Genomic DNA, 14,450 nt, shown 5'->3' on the forward strand with positions numbered 1-14,450 from the left:
TCCGGATTTCTTGAGCAAATCGACTTTGTCTATTATAAAAGACATATGACCACCATGCTGGACACAACCGAGGCCCAGATTGCGCGCCGCATCCGGCTGGAACGGGATGCCCGGGGCTGGTCGCAGGCGGAACTGGCCGGCCACGCGGGGGTGTCCAAGGCCAGCATCAGCAAGATCGAGCGCGGGGAGATGAGTCCGACCGCCGTGACGCTGGTGCGCCTGGCCGGGGCCTTTGATCTGACGCTGGCGGAACTGCTGCTGCGGGCCGAGGGCGAAGCGGGGCGGCTGACCCGGGCCGCCGACCAGCCGACGTGGCGCGACCCGGCCACCCGGTACCTGCGCCGTCAGGTGTTCATGCGCCCGGACCATCCGCTGGAACTTGTGCAGGTCGGGTTGCCCGCCGGGGAACGGGTGGCCCTTCCGGCCTCCTCGTACGCGCAGATCCGTCAGGTCGTGTGGGTGCTGGAGGGCCAGCTGACCGTGCTGGAAGGCACCGCTCCGGGGGAACGGCACACGCTGGAACGCGGCGACTGTCTGGAATTCGGCGTCCCGACCGACGTGACCCTCGCCAACGATTCGGCGGCGGCCTGCAGTTATCTGGTCGCGCTGGTGCGGCGGTGAGGGCTGTGCCCGCCCCGGTGATTTCGGTCCTGCACGACACGCCCGGGGTCCGGGCCCAGTTGGTCAGCCTGCTCACCGGGACGGTGGCGCAGGGTGGATCGGTGGGCTTCATGCATCCGCTCTCCCCCGCCGTGGCCGACGCCTTCTGGGCCGGGTCCCTGGCTGCCGCGGCACGCGACGAGCGGACCGTTCTGGGGGCCTGGGCCGGCGACACCCTGATCGGTACGGTCACGCTGCTGCTCGCCCTTCCACCCAACCAGCTCCACCGCGCCGAGATCGCCAAGATGATGACCCGCCCGCAGTGGCGCGGCCAGGGCGTGGCGCGGGCCCTGCTGCGGCGGGCCGAGGCGCTGGCCGTGGAACGCGGGCGCACCCTGCTCGTCCTCGACACGGCCACCGAGGGCGGCGCGGCGGGCCTGTACGAGAAAGCCGGCTACACCCGGGCCGGCGAGATTCCCGATTTTGCGCTGAAACCGCACGGCGGACTCACCGGGACGCTGCTGTACTGGAAAAGGATCGGACCGGCGGCGACCTCCGCTGCGCCGGAAGACGCCAGCGAATAGAGGCGGAGCTTCCCCCACCGGGCCAGGGTTAGGGCGGCCATCCACCGTCCACGCGGCCGCCGGGCTGCTACCGGTTCACCGCCCGCATATCGGGATACCGCGCCCCGGTGGCGGTTCCCGGCGGGAAGGCGGCGTCCATGCGGGACAGGTCGTCGGGCGTGAGGGTCACCTGCAGCGCTCCCAGGTTCTCTTCCAGGTACTTCACGCGCTTGGTGCCGGGAATGGGCACGATGTTCGGTCCCTGCGCGAGCACCCACGCCAGGGCCAGCTGCGAGGGCGTGCAGTCCTTTTCCTGCGCCATGGCCCGCACCTCGGCCACCAGCTCCAGGTTCTTCTGGAAGTTCTCGCCCTGAAAACGCGGATTGTGGCGGCGAAAATCGTCGGGGCCAAAGTCGTCGGGCGAGGTGATCTGGCCGGTCAGGAAGCCGCGGCCCAGCGGGCTGTACGGCACCAGCCCCACCCCCAGCTCGCGGCAGGCGGCCATGACCTCTCCTTCCGGGTCACGGGTCCACAGCGAGTATTCGCTTTGCAGCGCGGTGATGGGATGGGTGGCGTCCGCGCGCCGCAGCGTGTCCGCATTCACCTCCGACAGCCCCAGAAAGCGCACCATGCCGCGTTCCACGAGTTCTCCCATCGCGCCCACGGTGTCCTCGATGGGCGTGTCGGGGTCGGCGCGGTGCAGGTAGTACAGGTCCACATGGTCGGTCTTCAGGCGTCTGAGGCTGGCCTCGATGGACTTTCGCACGTACTCGGGCCGCCCCGACAGGCTGCGCTGCATCGGGTAGCCCGGCTCGCGCACGATGCCGAACTTGGTCGCCAGTACCACGCGGTCACGCTTGCCCCTCAGCCAGCGGCCCAGCAGCTCCTCATTGGTGTGCGGCCCGTAGATGTCGGCGGTGTCATAGAAGGTCACGCCCAGTTCCAGGGCACGGTCCAGCGTGCGGACATTCTCGGCCTCGTCGGCCTCGCCGTAGAACTCGCTCATGCCCATGCAGCCCAGGCCCAGGGCGGAAACGCTCAGGTCACGCAGTTTGCGTGCGGGAAGGTCGGTGGAGGGGGTCATGCGGGCTCCTTTGTGAAAGTGGGAGTGGGGGGAAAACAGACGGATTCACTGTAGTCCAGCCCCGAGATTCCCTCCCCTATGCTGCGTTCATGCGGGTGGCGGTTTTAGGCGACATTCACAGCAACCTGCCCGTCCTGGAGGCGGCGCTGGGCGTCCTGACCGCCCATGCGCCCAATGCGCTGGGTGGTCCGGTGAAGTGCGCGGCCATGCCGACCGGGAGGTGCTGAAAGTTCCCCAGCCCTTTCAGGAGCGTGGTGTGCCCTTCGAGCGGCGCGACGGAAGGTACGTCAATCTGGCCCGCGCCGAATACGCCCTGCTGGACCGCGTGGGCCAGAACTGGACCGTGGGGTTCCGCCGCCTTCCCTGTGATCTGGCCCCGCTCAAATCGGGCCTGCTCGCCTCCAGCATGCCGCACGCGCGCTGGGGGGCCGACGGATGGGTGGCAGGCTAGTCCCCGGTATCGAGCAGCAGCTTCGGCGTGAACCTCAGGCCGTCCGCCGCCACCAGGTGCGCGGGAATGCCGCCCACATGCCGCATCGAGCGTTCGGGAGGCACGCCGTGCAGGTGTCCGTAAACGACCAGCTCGGGCCGCGCGGCCTCGATTACCCGCGTGATGGGATTGGACGGATACGGCGGTGAGGCGGGCGGGTAGTGCAGCATCAGCAGCAGGTGGTCGCCCGGCTGCCTCAACCGTGCGGCCGCCTCCACGCTCAGGGTGAGCCGCTGCGCTTCACGGGCGAGCAGGCGCTCGTCCTCGGCGTTCAGGGCCTCGTATCCCGGCGTGACCCAGCCGCGAGAGCCGCACACCACCACGCCCGCTCCGGACGGTCCGGCGATCCGGACGGCGTCGTTATGCACCGCGAGCATTCCGGCCGGCAGGGCCGCCCGCAGCCGCGAGGGGCCCGGCCACCAGTAATCGTGGTTGCCGCGCAGCAGCACCTTGGTGCCCGGCAGTTCGGCCACGCGGGCCAGATCGGTCAGGGCGTCGTTCAGGCGCATGGCCCACGACAGGTCGCCGGGCAGCAGCACCACGTCTCCGGGGCGCACCACCTCGCGCCAGCGCGTATAGATCGCCTCCGGGTGCCCGGCCCACTGCGGCCCGAACACCGTCATGGGTTTGGGGGTGACATAGGCCAGGTGCAGGTCGGCAATGGCAAACACGCGCATGGGACTCCGGTGGAAACGGGTGAGGAATGGGCGGCGAGACGAAAAAAAGCCTCCCGCGTGGGGAGGGCTTTTCCTGCGTGGTCGGGGCGAGAGGATTCGAACCTCCGACCCCGTCGTCCCGAACGACGTGCGCTACCAGGCTGCGCTACGCCCCGCCACGGCTCCTTCTTCCTGGGTCCGGCAAAAGCTGGACACCGGCTTCAGTGCGCCCGGCAGTTTACGCGCCCCCCGGTGGGGTGTCAAGCAGGCCGCTCCCGCCTGCACGCGCCCTTCAGTCCACGGATTCCTCGTCCACAGCGGCCTCACTGACCTCGCGGATGGCGGGCCAGATGGCGTCGCCGGAGAACCCCCGGCGGGCCAGGAAGGCGTAGGCGCTGGCCTTCGGGTCGCGCTTGCGGGCCAGGGAAGGCCAGCGGCGCTGCAATACCTCCAGGGCCGAGGCCCGCTCCTCCTCGGGAGCGCGGGCCTGCACGGTGTCCTGGATCAGCTCCTCGGGCAGGCCGCGGCGCTTGAGGGTCTGGCGCACCCGGAAGGTGCCCACCCCGCGCCGCGCTCCCTCGATGCGCGCGACGTGGGCATCATCCTGATAGCCCAGATCCTGCACGCGCCTCAGCACTTCCTCGATCAGCTCGGGGTGTTCGCTGCGGCGCTGCAGTTTTCCGCGCAGCTCGGCCTCGCTCAGTGCCCGCGCTCCCAGTGCCCGGAAGGCGTAGGCGAGCAGCGTGTCGTGCTCCTCCTCGGGGGTCTTTGGCCGCGGGACGGGCCGGGCGGGGGCAGACGGGGCCGGGGCGGACAGGTCCGGGCGGGGGCGGCGTCGGCTCATGCCTGTCAGTATGCCCTTGCCCCCCGCCCCCCACAGCGCGTATAGTCACGAGGTTGTCCTCTCAGTGAAGGACGGCCCGGCGAAAGGTCCAGCGTGACCCGGCCGCCGGCGCGCCAGGGGATGAACCCCGAGCGCCACGTGTTCCCCCACGGGAACCGCCCCGCACGCCGGACACCGGCGCGGGAGAACAAGGAGAAAGAACATGGCTTTACGTCACAAGTCCGCCCAGAAGCGTCACCGCCAGAGCCTCAAGCGCCGCCTGATCAACCGCAGCCGCAAGAGCACCATCAAGACCTTCACCAAGAAGGCCCTGGACGCCGTGACCAACGGTGAGAACGTCGCGGCCGCCCAGAGCAAGGCCGAGAGCCTGATCGACAAGGCCGCCAAGGGCAGCACCCTGCACAAGAACACCGCCGCGCGCAAGAAGAGCCGTCTGGCCAAGGCCCTGAACAAGGCCAAGGCGGCGCAGCAGGGCTAAAGCCCCGCGCCAAACGAACACCCGGGACGACCGGCCTGCGGGCCACGTCCCGGGTGTTCGTTTGGGTATCCTGCGCCGACGAGCGGTGACTGAGAAGGCCGGAGGGACGTGGCTTCGACCGGTTCCACCTCCGAACCCGGCGGGTGCCCACTGCCCCGGTTCAGGCCCAGACTTCAGCGTGGGCGAACGACCCCACCGGAGGCTGCACCGACTTGTGGCTCACTTGCGCGCTTCCTCGACGTCAATGGTCCCGGTAAATTTGTCCAGCTCGACCGTCAGGTGATACATCCCAGCGTCGCCGCCGCCCAGCACATTCAGGCTCCACTGTCCCTGAGGGCAAATCTGCCCGGCGACCTGCGTCCCGCTGGGGTCGGTCAGGCGGAAGGTGGCCTTGCCGCTGCGCACCTTGCACGAGCCGCGCACGCCGACCGTGCCTCCCTGGTCATAGACCTGGAAGGTGTAACGGTTCTCGCCGGTGGCATTGAGCAGATAGGTGGGGGTCAGCGTCAGGTATCCCAGACGTACCCCGAAGGTGAAGTACATCAGCGTCAGGACCAGGGCCAGGACCAGCAGGAGCAGGCGCATTGAACCCAGTCTAGCGTGTCCGCCCTGCACCCGCTGTGGGGCTCTGTAAGTTCAGTTACCCTTTGGCGGGGGGGGTGGGGGGATCAGGTCAGACGCCGCACCCCCGCGCGGATCGTCTCGGGCGTGAGGTGGGCGAAGGCGAGCAGCATGGCCGGCGGATGGACCCCCGCCGCCAGCGGGGCCACCGGCGTGAGGGCCACTCCCTGCCGGGCGGCGTGGCGCAGCACCTGCTGTTCCGGCAGCCCCGGCGGCAGGCGAGCATACAGGTGCAGCCCCGAGCGCGCGGGCTGCGCCTGCCACTCTGGCAACCCGGCGGCCAGGGCCGCGAGCAACACCTCCTGGCGGTGGGCGATCACCTGCCGCACCCGGCGCAGATGGCGCGCATACGCTCCGGACGCGAGCACGTCGGCCAGGGCCAGGGCGTCCAGGGTGCCGGGGGCGCGGTCGGTCAGTGGGCGCGTGCCGGCCAGCACCCGCACCACCGGGGGCGGCGCGACCAGAAATCCGCTGCGGGTGACCGGGGCCAGGCTCTTGCTGAAGCTGCCCAGCAGGATCACCCGGTCCGGGGCCAGCCCCTGCATCACCGAGGGCGGGCGGGCCGTGTGGTGCAGGTCGGCGGCGTAATCGTCCTCCAGGATAAAGGCGTTGCCGTGGCGTGCCCAGGCGATCAACTCTGCCCGGCGCGCGGCGGGCAGCGCCACGGTGGTGGGGTACTGACAGCCGGGCGTGAGGTACAGCACGGTGGCCTGGGGCGGCAGAGCACCGGGCCGCAGGCCACAGTCGTCCACCGCCACCGCCCGGACCGCCGCGCCGGTCGCGGCCAGCGCCGCCCGCGCCCCCGGATAGGTGGGGTCCTCCACCGCCGCCACCCGGCCCGGTTCCAGAAATACCCGGGCCAGGGCGTCTAACGCCGACTGCGTGCCGCCCGTGAGCATCACCATCTCCGGCGTGACGCGGGCGCCACGTTCGGCGTTGAGGTAGGCGGCCAGGGCCCGGCGGGTTTCGAGGGGTCCCAGCGGATCAAAGGCCCCGTGGCTCTGCACCGCCCGGCCCGCCTGCCGCGCGAGCGCCGCCGTCCACGCCGCTTCCGGGTACAGCTCGGGCACCGGCTGGCCCACCCGGAAATCCACGGCGTAGTCGCCGCCCGCGTCGAACAGCCCGCCGGCCAGGGCGCGGGTGGCCCACGCGCTCAGGGGCAAGGGAGCGTCGGGCGCGGCCACCGAAGCGTGCATCGCGGGCACGCCCACGACGGTTCCGCTGCGCCCCTGCACCCGCAGGTATCCCTCGGCTTCCAGGCCGGCCACGGCGTCCACCACGGTGTTGCGCGAGACCCCCAGCGCGGCGGCCAGCCGGCGGTGTCCGGGCAGGCGTGAGCCCTCGGACAGCACGCCCCGCGTCACCGCGTCGCGCAGGGTCCGCGCCACCCGGGTGTGCAGCGCCTCACCGGGCAGTGCCGGCAGCAATGTCACGCCGTTCAGGCCGTCGGGATCCGGCATCACGGCCTCCATGCTCAGCGCGTCAATTCCCGTGCCAGCCACGCACGCTGCCCGCCCTCGGCCTCCAGGGCCTGTCCGGCCAGGGTCAGAAAGCGGTCGCGGGCGGCCTGCGCCTCGGCCGGGGTCACGCCGAAGGCCGCCGGCTCGGCGAGCAGCGCCCGCACGAACGGATACACCGGCGCGGCGGGCCGGGCCACACCATTCACGGTGATCTCGGCCGGCCACTTCAGCAGCCAGTCCAGCGCATACGGACCGGGTTCCAGCACGCAGCCCCCGGGATAGGGAATGCGCGGCGGAGCGGGAAAGACGACGGCAGGATCGCTCATGCCCCCAGCATGCGCCGTGCGCCTTCCCCGCTTCAATCTGTCCAGACCACGATCCGGAGCAGGGGTGGGGATGAGGGGCGCGATCACCCGCACGCCGCTCCGCCGCATCCCGGGCAAACCCAGACCCAAGGCAACACAGGCGGGGGGGCAGAAGCCCCAGCGTGGACCCTGCCCCCCCCCTTGCCTGCGGCGCCGATCAGCCCACGGCGGGCGTGCCCATGGCCTCCAGCACGGCGCGGGTAAAGGTCACCGTATCCGCCTTTCCGCCCAGGTCACGGGTGGGGTGCTCGCGCAGCGCCAGGGCCACGGCGCGCTCGATCTGGTTGGCGGCGTCGCTGCGGCCCAGGCCGTGGCGCAGCAGCATGGCCGCGCTCATGATGGCGGCGGCGGGGTTGGCGACCCCCTGCCCGGCAATATCGGGCGCGCTGCCGTGAATCGGCTCGAACAGGCCCGCGCCGTCTCCCAGCGAGGCGCTGGGCATCAGGCCCAGGCTGCCGGGAATCACGGCGGCGAGGTCGCTGAGGATGTCCCCGAACAGGTTTTCGGTGACGATCACGTCGTAGCGGCTGGGGTCCGAGACGATCAGCATGGCCACGCTGTCCACGTACTCGTGGTTCAGGTGAATGCTGCGGTACGAGCGGTCCCGCAGGGCCTGCACGTCCCGGCGCCACAGCTCGCTGACCTCCAGCACGTTGGCCTTGTCCACGCTGGTCACGCGGCCCTTGCGCTGCTCGGCCGCCCAGAAGGCCATCTTGGCGACGCGCTCGACCTCGGCGGTGGTGTAGCGCATGGTGTTGTAGGCGGTGTCGCCCTCGATCTTGCGGTCGCCGTCAAAGTACACGCCGCCCAGCAGCTCGCGCACGATCAGGATGTCTACCCCGCGCGCCAGCTCCGGCTTGAGGGGCGAGAGGTGTTCCAGGCCCGGCTGCACGCGCACCGGGCGCAGGTTGGCGTAGCAGCCCAGGGCCTTGCGCAGGGCCAGCAGGCCGCTCTCGGGACGCAGGGGCCGGGGCAGGCTGTTCCACGGACTGTTCTGCGGACCACCCACGGTGCCCAGCAGCACAGCGTCGGCGTCCCCAAGTGCGTCGCGGGTCACCTGCGGAAAGGGATCGCCGTGGGCCTCGTACGCGGCACCGCCGATGGCGTGCTCCTCGATGCTGAGGTCCGGGGCCACTTCACGCAGCACCTGAACGGCGGCGGCGGTCACCTCGGGGCCAATCCCGTCTCCGGGCAGGGTCACAATCTTAGGCATGGGTCTGTTCCTCCTCGCGCTCGCCGGGGTGGCCGTGTCCGGCCTGGGTGCTGCGGGCCTCGAGCGTCTCGGCCTCCAGCTGGGCCTGGTCGTGTTCCTTCATGTATTCCAGCCAGCCGCCCGCCCTTTGCACGTCCAGCGCAAACTGCGGCACCGGCACAAAGGTCAGGGTCTGGCCGCTGCGGGTATTGGTGATGGTGCCGGCCTGCAGGTCCAGCTCGGCGGGGTCGCCGTCCTGGAAGGCCTCCACGATGCCGTCACACTCCAGCGCCAGAAAGCCGTTGTTGATGGAATTGCGGTAATAGATGCGCGCAAAATTCGGGGCGATGACCGCGCCCACGCCCGCGCCACGCAGCGCCCAGACGGCGTGTTCGCGGCTGCTGCCACAGCCGAAGTCGGCGCCCGCGACGATGATGTCGCCGGGCTGCACGCGCTTCACGAAGGTCTTGTCGTAGTCCTCCATGGCAAATTTCGCCAGCTCGGCCTCCACATCGGTGGTCAGGTGGCGGGCAGGAATGATCTCGTCGGTGTTGATGTGGTCACGGGCAAACACGTGCACGGTGGGCATGGAATCTCCTGAAGTGGGAAAAATGACAGGGAATGGCGGAGGGCACTTAGTTCGTGGCCGTGTCTGACGCCGCGAAGGCCGACAGCTCTGGCGGCAGTTCCTCGCCGAACAGGTCGCGCCAGGTCTGGCCGTCGAAGGTCACCTCGGACTCCATGAAGGTCTGCGCCAGCGGATCGGGATCCTCCAGGGCGTCCTCGGGCAGGTCCAGGCGCACGGCGACCGGTACGGGCAGGCTCGCGTCGTCTGGAACAGACAGTTCGGCGCCAAAGGTTTCGGCCAGCACCTGCGCGGTCCAGTCGGCCCAGGCCTCGGCATCACCCGCGCCGGTGGCCTCGCGCAGACCCTCACGGACGCGCTCAGCGTGTTCGGCAGGAATGCCGTCGTGGTCCCACTCGATGCGTCCGTCGGCATGCACCGTCACGGCGACCGTTTCCAGATCGAAGATGCGGGCCAGCTCGGCGGGCAGTCCGTCCTCCTGCACCTCGGCCTCCGGGTCGGCGTAGGCGATCCAGGTCTCGCCGTCGGGCGAGTACAGCTCACTGTCCATCAGCGGAAAGAACTCCACGTCGCCGCGCACCGCGAACACCCGGCTCAGCGGCGACTGCAGCGGAGCCGGGCGGCGCAGCTCGAAGACGGTGCGGCGGGCCAGCGGCGGCGATGCCGCGTTGTCCTCCAGCCGGTCGGCGTGAAGCTCGGCCCACAGCTCGGGCGTCTCGCCGTGCCACTCGCGCGCCACCGCCTCGAGCATCTCCAGCAGCTCCTCGGGGGGTTCGGGGTCGAGGTCCATGCGTCCGGCCTGCCAGTGTTCGGCCCGGAACTGACCGATGACCTCGCCCTCCAGGGTAAAGGCCGGGTGGCTTTGCAGAATGGTCATCAGGCGCTGCGGATCACGCAGCGGAGCAAAGCTCTCCCAGCGCTCTCCGTCGAAGGAGTGGCGCTGCTCGCGCAGGCGCACCACACCGCCCTCGACAGGCAGGGCCACGCCCTGCGCCTGGGCCGGGTCCTTGCCCAGCGCCAGCTCACCCGTGATGCGGCGCAGCGGTGCCACGGGAATGGCTTCCAGATCCGCCGCCGTTTCCAGCCGCCCGGCGTGCCCCCGCGTGAGAACCAGCGACGAGCGGTACTCGCTGGCCCACGCGGCACCCCGCGACTGGGTGCTGCCCAGGACCTCCACGATCAGGCCACGCAGCCGGTCCTCTTCCGGGCCCCGGACCAGCGTGACTGCGCCGGACGCGTCCAGCTCGGCCTCGAAGGCATGAACGGTGGGCATCAGGCCCAGAGCTTTACGTCGTTTCGCTTCACCCATAAGACCTCCAGCCTAAGGCCTGACCACGCCGTCCGCTCAATCTGCCGCCTGGATGCGGTCGGCGTTGTAGTCACGCGGGTCACTGATAAAGCCCGACACGGCGCTGGCCGCCACCGTTGCGGGGCTGGCGAGGTAGATCTGCGCGGTGGGATCACCCATCCGGCCCACGAAGTTGCGGTTGGTGCTGGAAATGCACACGTCATCCGGCCCCAGCACCCCGCTGTGCATGCCCAGGCACGCGCCGCAGCTGGGATAGCTCACGCTGGCCCCCGCCTCCACGAAGATCTCCAGCAGGCCCTCCTGCGCGGCCTGCTTCCAGATCAGCTGGGTGGCGGGCACCACGATCATCTGCACGCCGTCGGCCACCTTGCGGCCCTTGAGGATGCGCGCCACGTCGCGCAGGTCGCCGATGCGTCCGTTGGTACAGCTGCCCACATACGCGTGGGTCACGGCGATCCGGTCGCTGCCCGCCACACGCCCGTTGCTGGGAATGTGCGGGTAGGCCACGGTGGGTTCCACCGCCGAGGCGTCGAGGTCGATCACCACGCGGTACTTCGCGTCGGGGTCCGAGGTGTACTCGGTGTAGTCGCCGGGCTGCACGCCGCGCTCCTGCAGGTAAGCGCGGGTGGTATCGTCCACCGCCACGATGCCGGTCTTGCCGCCCGCCTCAATGGCCATGTTGGTCAGGGTGTAGCGGCCCTCCATGTCCATGCGGTCAATGGTGTCGCCGACCCACTCCATCACCAGATAGTTCGCGCCGTCGGCCCCGATGCGCTTGATGACTTCCAGCACCAAATCCTTGGGAGTCACGCCTTCTTGCATCTCTCCGGTGACGCGGATGAGCATGGTTTCGGGCACCTTGAACCACACCCGGCCCGCGTAGATCGCGCCCGCGAGATCGGTGCTGCCGACCCCGGTGGCAAAACAGCCCAGCGCGCCCGCGTTGCAGGTGTGCGAGTCGCCGCTCACCAGCGTCTGTCCCGGCTTGATCAGACCGGTGTTCTCCAGCACCACGTGGGCAATACCGCCCCGGCCAACGTCATAGAAGTGCTTGATGCCCTTTTCTTTGACCCAGCCCTTGAGCTTCTGGTACATCTGCGCGGCCTTGATGTTCATGGCCGGCACGCTGTGGTCGGGCACGGCGACGATCTGATCGGGGTTGAACACCCGGTCCATGCCGCGTTCCTCCAGCATCCGCAACGCGGCGGGCGTGGTGATCTCGTGGCACAGCACCCAGTCGGTGCGGCACTCGATAAGCTGGCCCGGCACCACAGAGTCGTGGCCGCTGTGGGCCGCCAGGATCTTTTCGGCAATCGTCATTCCCATAATTTCCGTTCCTCCCCACACCCAGCCTTCTCAAAAACGGCCCCCGGACGCACTGAACGCTTCCGGGGGCGAATAGATGAACGCTAGGCCGCGCTCAACGCCCCAGACAAAGAAGAAGGTCTGCCACCTGGGCAACCCGACCTGTCCGTAACACGCTGAACATGCTCCGGAGTCTAGCGTGCCCGGCCACGGCAGGGGGCCGGGGTGGGATAGACGGGCGGCCGTCACCGGTTCAGGGCACGTTCCCGCAGAGCGTCGTCATAGAACCGCCGGGTGTGGTACATGCGGATGCTTCCGGCCGCGTACAGGGCTTCAAACCCGGCGCGGCCGATGTACCGGACCTCGGCAACCTCATCAGGACACTGCGGCTGAAATGTCGATCCGGGCAGGGGATCAGCCAGCCAGGCATGCCGCAGGACCAGCGCGCCGTCCGGAAAGCGGCCCAGGTACGCTCCCAGAAAACGGGTCGGGCGCACCCGCACCCCGGCTTCTTCCCACGCCTCGCGCACGGCGGTGTCCTGCGGGTTTTCGCCTGGCTCCACCGTTCCGCTGGGAATGTGCCACAGTCCGGCCTTACGGGACTGTCCCGGCACGCCGCGTTCCCGCACGAGCAGGATGTCTCCGGCCTCATTCAGGATCACGACCCCGGCCGCGCGCAGTTCCACGGGGACGTGTGTGTGCTCGCCGTGCTGCACCCTGCCCCTACCAGCCGTGTTGCCCGCGCAGGGCCGAGATGTGGGCGACGTGGTGCCGGCCATGCCACGCATACATGGCGAGCAGGGTATCCAGCGTGTAGGTGCGGCCCTGCGCCGGATGCGTCCAGGGACGGCTCCAGTCGGTCACGCCGTCCAGCACGGTCAGCAGGCGGGCGTGCAGGGCGTCGAGCAGGTTCAGGCTGATGTGCGGGGGCAGCGCCGTATCCGGCAGATCGGCCCACGTTCCCTCGTCGTAGGGTTTGACCACAGGATTGGCTTCTGTCAACGCAAGCTTGAGGCGGAAGAAGGCATTCATGTGGCTGTCCGCCACGTGATGAACCACCTGGCGCACGGTCCAGCCGCCCTCGCGGTACGGCGTGTCCAGCTGCGCGTCGGTCAGGCCCTGCACGGCGGCCCGCAGGCGCTGCGGCAGCTCGCGCAGTTGCCGCAGCGCCTCCTGCCGTTCGCGCAGGGTCAGTTCGAGCGGCGTGGGCATCGGCCCCAGGGGATAGCGGGGGTCGGGTGCGCTCACGCTTCCTCGCTGGCACTGGACTTGCGCGTCCAGCGGTTTGCGTCGCGGCGCTCCACCTTGTCCATCATCCGCGCAAAGCCCTCTTCCAGGCTCAGGCCGCGCTCGTTTGCCATGCACAGCATCACGAACAGCAGGTCGGCGAGCTCCAGTTCCAGATCGCCTGCCTCCTCGCCGGGCTTGGGCGTCTTGCCACTCTGGTGGGCGATCACGCGGGCCACCTCACCCGTTTCCTCGGTCAGGCGGGCAAGCATCAGCAGCGGCGGAAAGTAGCCCTCCTCGAACTGCGAGATGTAGGCGTCCACGCGGGCGCTGGCGTCGGCAAAGGTCAGGGACATGGCAGGCAGGCTAGCGCGGGCCGGCACCACAGAAAAAGGCGCCACAGAAAAAGTGGAAGCCCGGCGGCCTCCACCTGCTGACTCTGGACAAGCGCCTCAGCGAATGTACAGGTAGGTCTCCTGCACGTCGCGGTCGGCGGGAGAGTAGGGATTCAGGTAAGCGGTGGTGGTGGCGTTCCAGCGGTTGCCGTCGTAGATGCCGCTCAGCGCGATGCTGGTGGTGGGGCGCACGCGCGTGAAGATGGCGCGTACCCGCTGCAGGCCGCGCGGCTCGGCGAGGTTGTACACCACGTTGTCGCCGGGGCGCGGGAAGGTGGTGGTTCCGGCACCGACATAGACGTTCTGGGCGAGCACGCTGGCATACCCGTTGCTCTGCAGCGCGAGCAGGGTCACGTAGCCCGGCGTCCGGGTGGTGAGGTTGAAGCGCACCGCTTCACCCACCCGGTAGGTGCTGCCCTCGCCGCGGTCGGGCCGCAGAGTGGTGATCAGGTTGCTGTCGCCGCCCTGAATGCTCAGGTTGGGCTGGACGGTCACGGTGCAGGCGCTCAGCCCCAGGGCCAGCGCACCGAACAGAAAGGCTTTGTGCATAGGGGCAGCATAGGCGCCGGGCCTGACGGGAATCTGAGAGTGAGGGCGCAGACAGTTCAGGGTGCCGCCCCCGCCCAGCGCGGCGGCCACGGAACCCCGCAGCGCCCAATGTCGCTTCCGCTGACGATTGGCGGCGGCGGCAGACCGTAGCATGGGCCATGATCCGCGCCTCGCGCTTTCTGGCCGTTCTGATCCTGCCCGTCTGTGCCGCGCTGGCACAGCCCGCACTCGCCCAGTCGGGCGGCGCGCTGTCCGCCTCCCCGCCCGCCTCCGGTCCCGCGCTGAGCGGCGGCACGGTGCCGGACAGCGCGGGCTACAGCACCAACCGTTTCTTCGAGGACCTCCAGGAAAACCGGGTGGCCTCGGTCACCCTGGACAGCGCCGGCAATGCCAGCGTGATCTACCTGTCGAGCAACCGCGCCCGCTCGCTGGTCGTTCCGCCCGACGGCGCGACGCTGGCCCGCATCCGCGCGGCCGGGGTGCCGCTGCGGGTGATCTCCGGCGGGTCGGCCTTCGGCTGGGTCACTCAGGCGCTGCCGCTGGTTTTAACGGCCCTGATTCTGGTCGTGCTGTGGCGCAGCATGCGCGGAGCCGGGGGGAGCGGAGCGGCGAGCACGTTTGGGAAGTCGAAGGCGGCGGTGATCGCCGAGGGGCAGATCAAGCTGAACTTCAGCGACGTTGCCGGCTGCGACGAGGCCAAGGCCGACCTGCAGGAAGTCGTTGACT

19 protein-coding genes, 1 tRNA gene and 1 pseudogene are annotated in these 14,450 nt (G+C 69.6%); 6 read left to right on the plus strand and 15 right to left on the minus strand.

All coding sequences use genetic code 11. The features are described 5' to 3' along the window. The first annotated feature begins 45 nt into the window (after window positions 1-45). Together IEY21_RS06760 and IEY21_RS06765 are read left to right on the plus strand one after the other, a co-directional pair. Entirely contained in the window at window positions 46-621 is a 576-nt protein-coding gene (locus IEY21_RS06760) for a helix-turn-helix domain-containing protein (protein ID WP_188902658.1), read from the plus strand. After that, complete coding sequence (locus tag IEY21_RS06765; protein ID WP_229752938.1) at window positions 618-1,184, plus strand: GNAT family N-acetyltransferase; 567 nt, start codon at window positions 618-620, stop codon at window positions 1,182-1,184. Before IEY21_RS06760 ends, IEY21_RS06765 begins: the two co-directional genes overlap by 4 nt. A gap of 67 nt (window positions 1,185-1,251) precedes the next feature. Here the strand turns inward: IEY21_RS06765 and IEY21_RS06770 are convergent, their stop codons facing one another. Continuing rightward, complete coding sequence (locus IEY21_RS06770; protein WP_188902660.1) at window positions 1,252-2,247, minus strand: aldo/keto reductase; 996 nt, start codon at window positions 2,245-2,247, stop codon at window positions 1,252-1,254. Window positions 2,248-2,336: 89 nt separating this feature from the next. On the opposite strand from IEY21_RS06770, the gene IEY21_RS06775 reads away from it, so the two are divergent. Both IEY21_RS06775 and IEY21_RS06780 read left to right on the plus strand, forming a co-directional pair. Continuing rightward, the gene (locus IEY21_RS06775) at window positions 2,337-2,474 is read left to right on the plus strand and encodes a hypothetical protein (RefSeq protein WP_188902661.1); all 138 of its coding nucleotides are present in this window, start codon (window positions 2,337-2,339) and stop codon (window positions 2,472-2,474) included. Further along, window positions 2,468-2,698, plus strand: coding sequence for a hypothetical protein (locus IEY21_RS06780; protein ID WP_188902663.1), 231 nt, complete (start codon window positions 2,468-2,470; stop codon window positions 2,696-2,698). The genes IEY21_RS06775 and IEY21_RS06780 overlap by 7 nt, the downstream gene beginning before the upstream one ends. Here IEY21_RS06780 and IEY21_RS06785 read toward each other — a convergent pair. From IEY21_RS06785 to IEY21_RS06795, 3 genes are all read right to left on the minus strand, one after another. Further along, complete coding sequence (locus IEY21_RS06785; RefSeq protein ID WP_188902665.1) at window positions 2,695-3,414, minus strand: metallophosphoesterase; 720 nt, start codon at window positions 3,412-3,414, stop codon at window positions 2,695-2,697. The two genes, IEY21_RS06780 and IEY21_RS06785, sit on opposite strands and share 4 nt — an antisense overlap. A 78-nt stretch (window positions 3,415-3,492) precedes the next feature. Beyond that, window positions 3,493-3,569: transfer RNA gene (locus tag IEY21_RS06790), tRNA-Pro, on the minus strand. 116 nt (window positions 3,570-3,685) lie between these two features. Further along, window positions 3,686-4,237 carry a regulatory protein RecX gene (locus IEY21_RS06795; RefSeq protein ID WP_188902667.1) on the minus strand — a complete coding sequence of 184 codons (552 nt, stop codon included), beginning with the start codon at window positions 4,235-4,237 and terminating at the stop codon, window positions 3,686-3,688. Between the two features lie 202 nt (window positions 4,238-4,439). Between IEY21_RS06795 and rpsT the strand changes: the two genes are divergently transcribed. Next, complete coding sequence (gene rpsT, locus IEY21_RS06800) at window positions 4,440-4,715, plus strand: 30S ribosomal protein S20 (RefSeq protein ID WP_188902669.1); 276 nt, start codon at window positions 4,440-4,442, stop codon at window positions 4,713-4,715. 219 nt (window positions 4,716-4,934) lie between these two features. Here the strand turns inward: rpsT and IEY21_RS06805 are convergent, their stop codons facing one another. The 11 genes from IEY21_RS06805 to IEY21_RS06855 all read right to left on the minus strand — a co-directional run bounded on the left by IEY21_RS06805 (window position 4,935) and on the right by IEY21_RS06855 (window position 13,724). Continuing rightward, window positions 4,935-5,300 (minus strand): hypothetical protein, encoded by a 366-nt coding sequence (locus IEY21_RS06805; protein ID WP_188902671.1) that lies wholly within the window; start codon window positions 5,298-5,300, stop codon window positions 4,935-4,937. Window positions 5,301-5,383: 83 nt separating this feature from the next. Then, on the minus strand, window positions 5,384-6,796 hold the full coding sequence (pdxR, locus tag IEY21_RS06810; protein WP_188902743.1) for a MocR-like pyridoxine biosynthesis transcription factor PdxR: 1,413 nt from the start codon (window positions 6,794-6,796) through the stop codon (window positions 5,384-5,386). Between the two features lie 14 nt (window positions 6,797-6,810). Further along, a complete protein-coding gene (locus IEY21_RS06815) occupies window positions 6,811-7,122 on the minus strand; it encodes a hypothetical protein (protein ID WP_188902673.1) in 312 nt (103 codons plus the stop codon). A gap of 196 nt (window positions 7,123-7,318) precedes the next feature. Next, window positions 7,319-8,374 carry a 3-isopropylmalate dehydrogenase gene (leuB, locus tag IEY21_RS06820; protein WP_188902675.1) on the minus strand — a complete coding sequence of 352 codons (1,056 nt, stop codon included), beginning with the start codon at window positions 8,372-8,374 and terminating at the stop codon, window positions 7,319-7,321. Further along, complete coding sequence (locus tag IEY21_RS06825) at window positions 8,367-8,942, minus strand: 3-isopropylmalate dehydratase small subunit (RefSeq protein WP_188902677.1); 576 nt, start codon at window positions 8,940-8,942, stop codon at window positions 8,367-8,369. The genes leuB and IEY21_RS06825 overlap by 8 nt, the downstream gene beginning before the upstream one ends. Before the next feature lie 46 nt (window positions 8,943-8,988). Beyond that, a complete protein-coding gene (locus tag IEY21_RS06830; protein ID WP_188902679.1) occupies window positions 8,989-10,248 on the minus strand; it encodes a hypothetical protein in 1,260 nt (419 codons plus the stop codon). A 36-nt stretch (window positions 10,249-10,284) separates the two neighbouring features. Continuing rightward, window positions 10,285-11,574, minus strand: a complete 1,290-nt coding sequence (locus tag IEY21_RS06835; RefSeq protein ID WP_188902681.1) for a 3-isopropylmalate dehydratase large subunit — start codon at window positions 11,572-11,574, stop codon at window positions 10,285-10,287. Between the two features lie 224 nt (window positions 11,575-11,798). Further along, window positions 11,799-12,269 (minus strand): Nudix hydrolase, encoded by a 471-nt coding sequence (locus IEY21_RS06840; RefSeq protein ID WP_188902683.1) that lies wholly within the window; start codon window positions 12,267-12,269, stop codon window positions 11,799-11,801. 7 nt (window positions 12,270-12,276) lie between these two features. Beyond that, the gene (locus IEY21_RS06845) at window positions 12,277-12,801 is read right to left on the minus strand and encodes a YfiT family bacillithiol transferase (RefSeq protein ID WP_268237779.1); all 525 of its coding nucleotides are present in this window, start codon (window positions 12,799-12,801) and stop codon (window positions 12,277-12,279) included. Continuing rightward, complete coding sequence (locus IEY21_RS06850) at window positions 12,798-13,136, minus strand: nucleotide pyrophosphohydrolase (protein WP_188902685.1); 339 nt, start codon at window positions 13,134-13,136, stop codon at window positions 12,798-12,800. Before IEY21_RS06850 ends, IEY21_RS06845 begins: the two co-directional genes overlap by 4 nt. A 96-nt stretch (window positions 13,137-13,232) precedes the next feature. After that, window positions 13,233-13,724 carry a DUF4384 domain-containing protein gene (locus tag IEY21_RS06855; RefSeq protein ID WP_188902687.1) on the minus strand — a complete coding sequence of 164 codons (492 nt, stop codon included), beginning with the start codon at window positions 13,722-13,724 and terminating at the stop codon, window positions 13,233-13,235. A 158-nt stretch (window positions 13,725-13,882) separates the two neighbouring features. Between IEY21_RS06855 and IEY21_RS06860 the strand changes: the two are divergent. Then, a pseudogene (locus IEY21_RS06860) lies at window positions 13,883-14,450 on the plus strand (ATP-dependent zinc metalloprotease FtsH); the annotation flags it as partial.

This window comes from Deinococcus aerophilus (assembly GCF_014647075.1).
Classification (GTDB): domain Bacteria; phylum Deinococcota; class Deinococci; order Deinococcales; family Deinococcaceae; genus Deinococcus; species Deinococcus aerophilus.

Excerpts from the sequence above, each read along its gene's own strand:
- IEY21_RS06760 (WP_188902658.1), top strand. The coding sequence starts at position 46 with ATGACCACCATGCTGGACACAACCGAGGCCCAGATTGCGCGCCGCATC.
- IEY21_RS06770 (WP_188902660.1), bottom strand. The coding sequence starts at position 2,247 with ATGACCCCCTCCACCGACCTTCCCGCACGCAAACTGCGTGACCTGAGC.
- IEY21_RS06775 (WP_188902661.1), top strand. The coding sequence starts at position 2,337 with ATGCGGGTGGCGGTTTTAGGCGACATTCACAGCAACCTGCCCGTCCTG.
- IEY21_RS06785 (WP_188902665.1), bottom strand. The coding sequence starts at position 3,414 with ATGCGCGTGTTTGCCATTGCCGACCTGCACCTGGCCTATGTCACCCCC.
- IEY21_RS06795 (WP_188902667.1), bottom strand. The coding sequence starts at position 4,237 with ATGAGCCGACGCCGCCCCCGCCCGGACCTGTCCGCCCCGGCCCCGTCT.
- rpsT (WP_188902669.1), top strand. The coding sequence starts at position 4,440 with ATGGCTTTACGTCACAAGTCCGCCCAGAAGCGTCACCGCCAGAGCCTC.
- IEY21_RS06805 (WP_188902671.1), bottom strand. The coding sequence starts at position 5,300 with ATGCGCCTGCTCCTGCTGGTCCTGGCCCTGGTCCTGACGCTGATGTAC.
- pdxR (WP_188902743.1), bottom strand. The coding sequence starts at position 6,796 with ATGCCGGATCCCGACGGCCTGAACGGCGTGACATTGCTGCCGGCACTG.
- IEY21_RS06815 (WP_188902673.1), bottom strand. The coding sequence starts at position 7,122 with ATGAGCGATCCTGCCGTCGTCTTTCCCGCTCCGCCGCGCATTCCCTAT.
- leuB (WP_188902675.1), bottom strand. The coding sequence starts at position 8,374 with ATGCCTAAGATTGTGACCCTGCCCGGAGACGGGATTGGCCCCGAGGTG.
- IEY21_RS06825 (WP_188902677.1), bottom strand. The coding sequence starts at position 8,942 with ATGCCCACCGTGCACGTGTTTGCCCGTGACCACATCAACACCGACGAG.
- IEY21_RS06830 (WP_188902679.1), bottom strand. The coding sequence starts at position 10,248 with ATGGGTGAAGCGAAACGACGTAAAGCTCTGGGCCTGATGCCCACCGTT.
- IEY21_RS06835 (WP_188902681.1), bottom strand. The coding sequence starts at position 11,574 with ATGGGAATGACGATTGCCGAAAAGATCCTGGCGGCCCACAGCGGCCAC.
- IEY21_RS06850 (WP_188902685.1), bottom strand. The coding sequence starts at position 13,136 with ATGTCCCTGACCTTTGCCGACGCCAGCGCCCGCGTGGACGCCTACATC.
- IEY21_RS06855 (WP_188902687.1), bottom strand. The coding sequence starts at position 13,724 with ATGCACAAAGCCTTTCTGTTCGGTGCGCTGGCCCTGGGGCTGAGCGCC.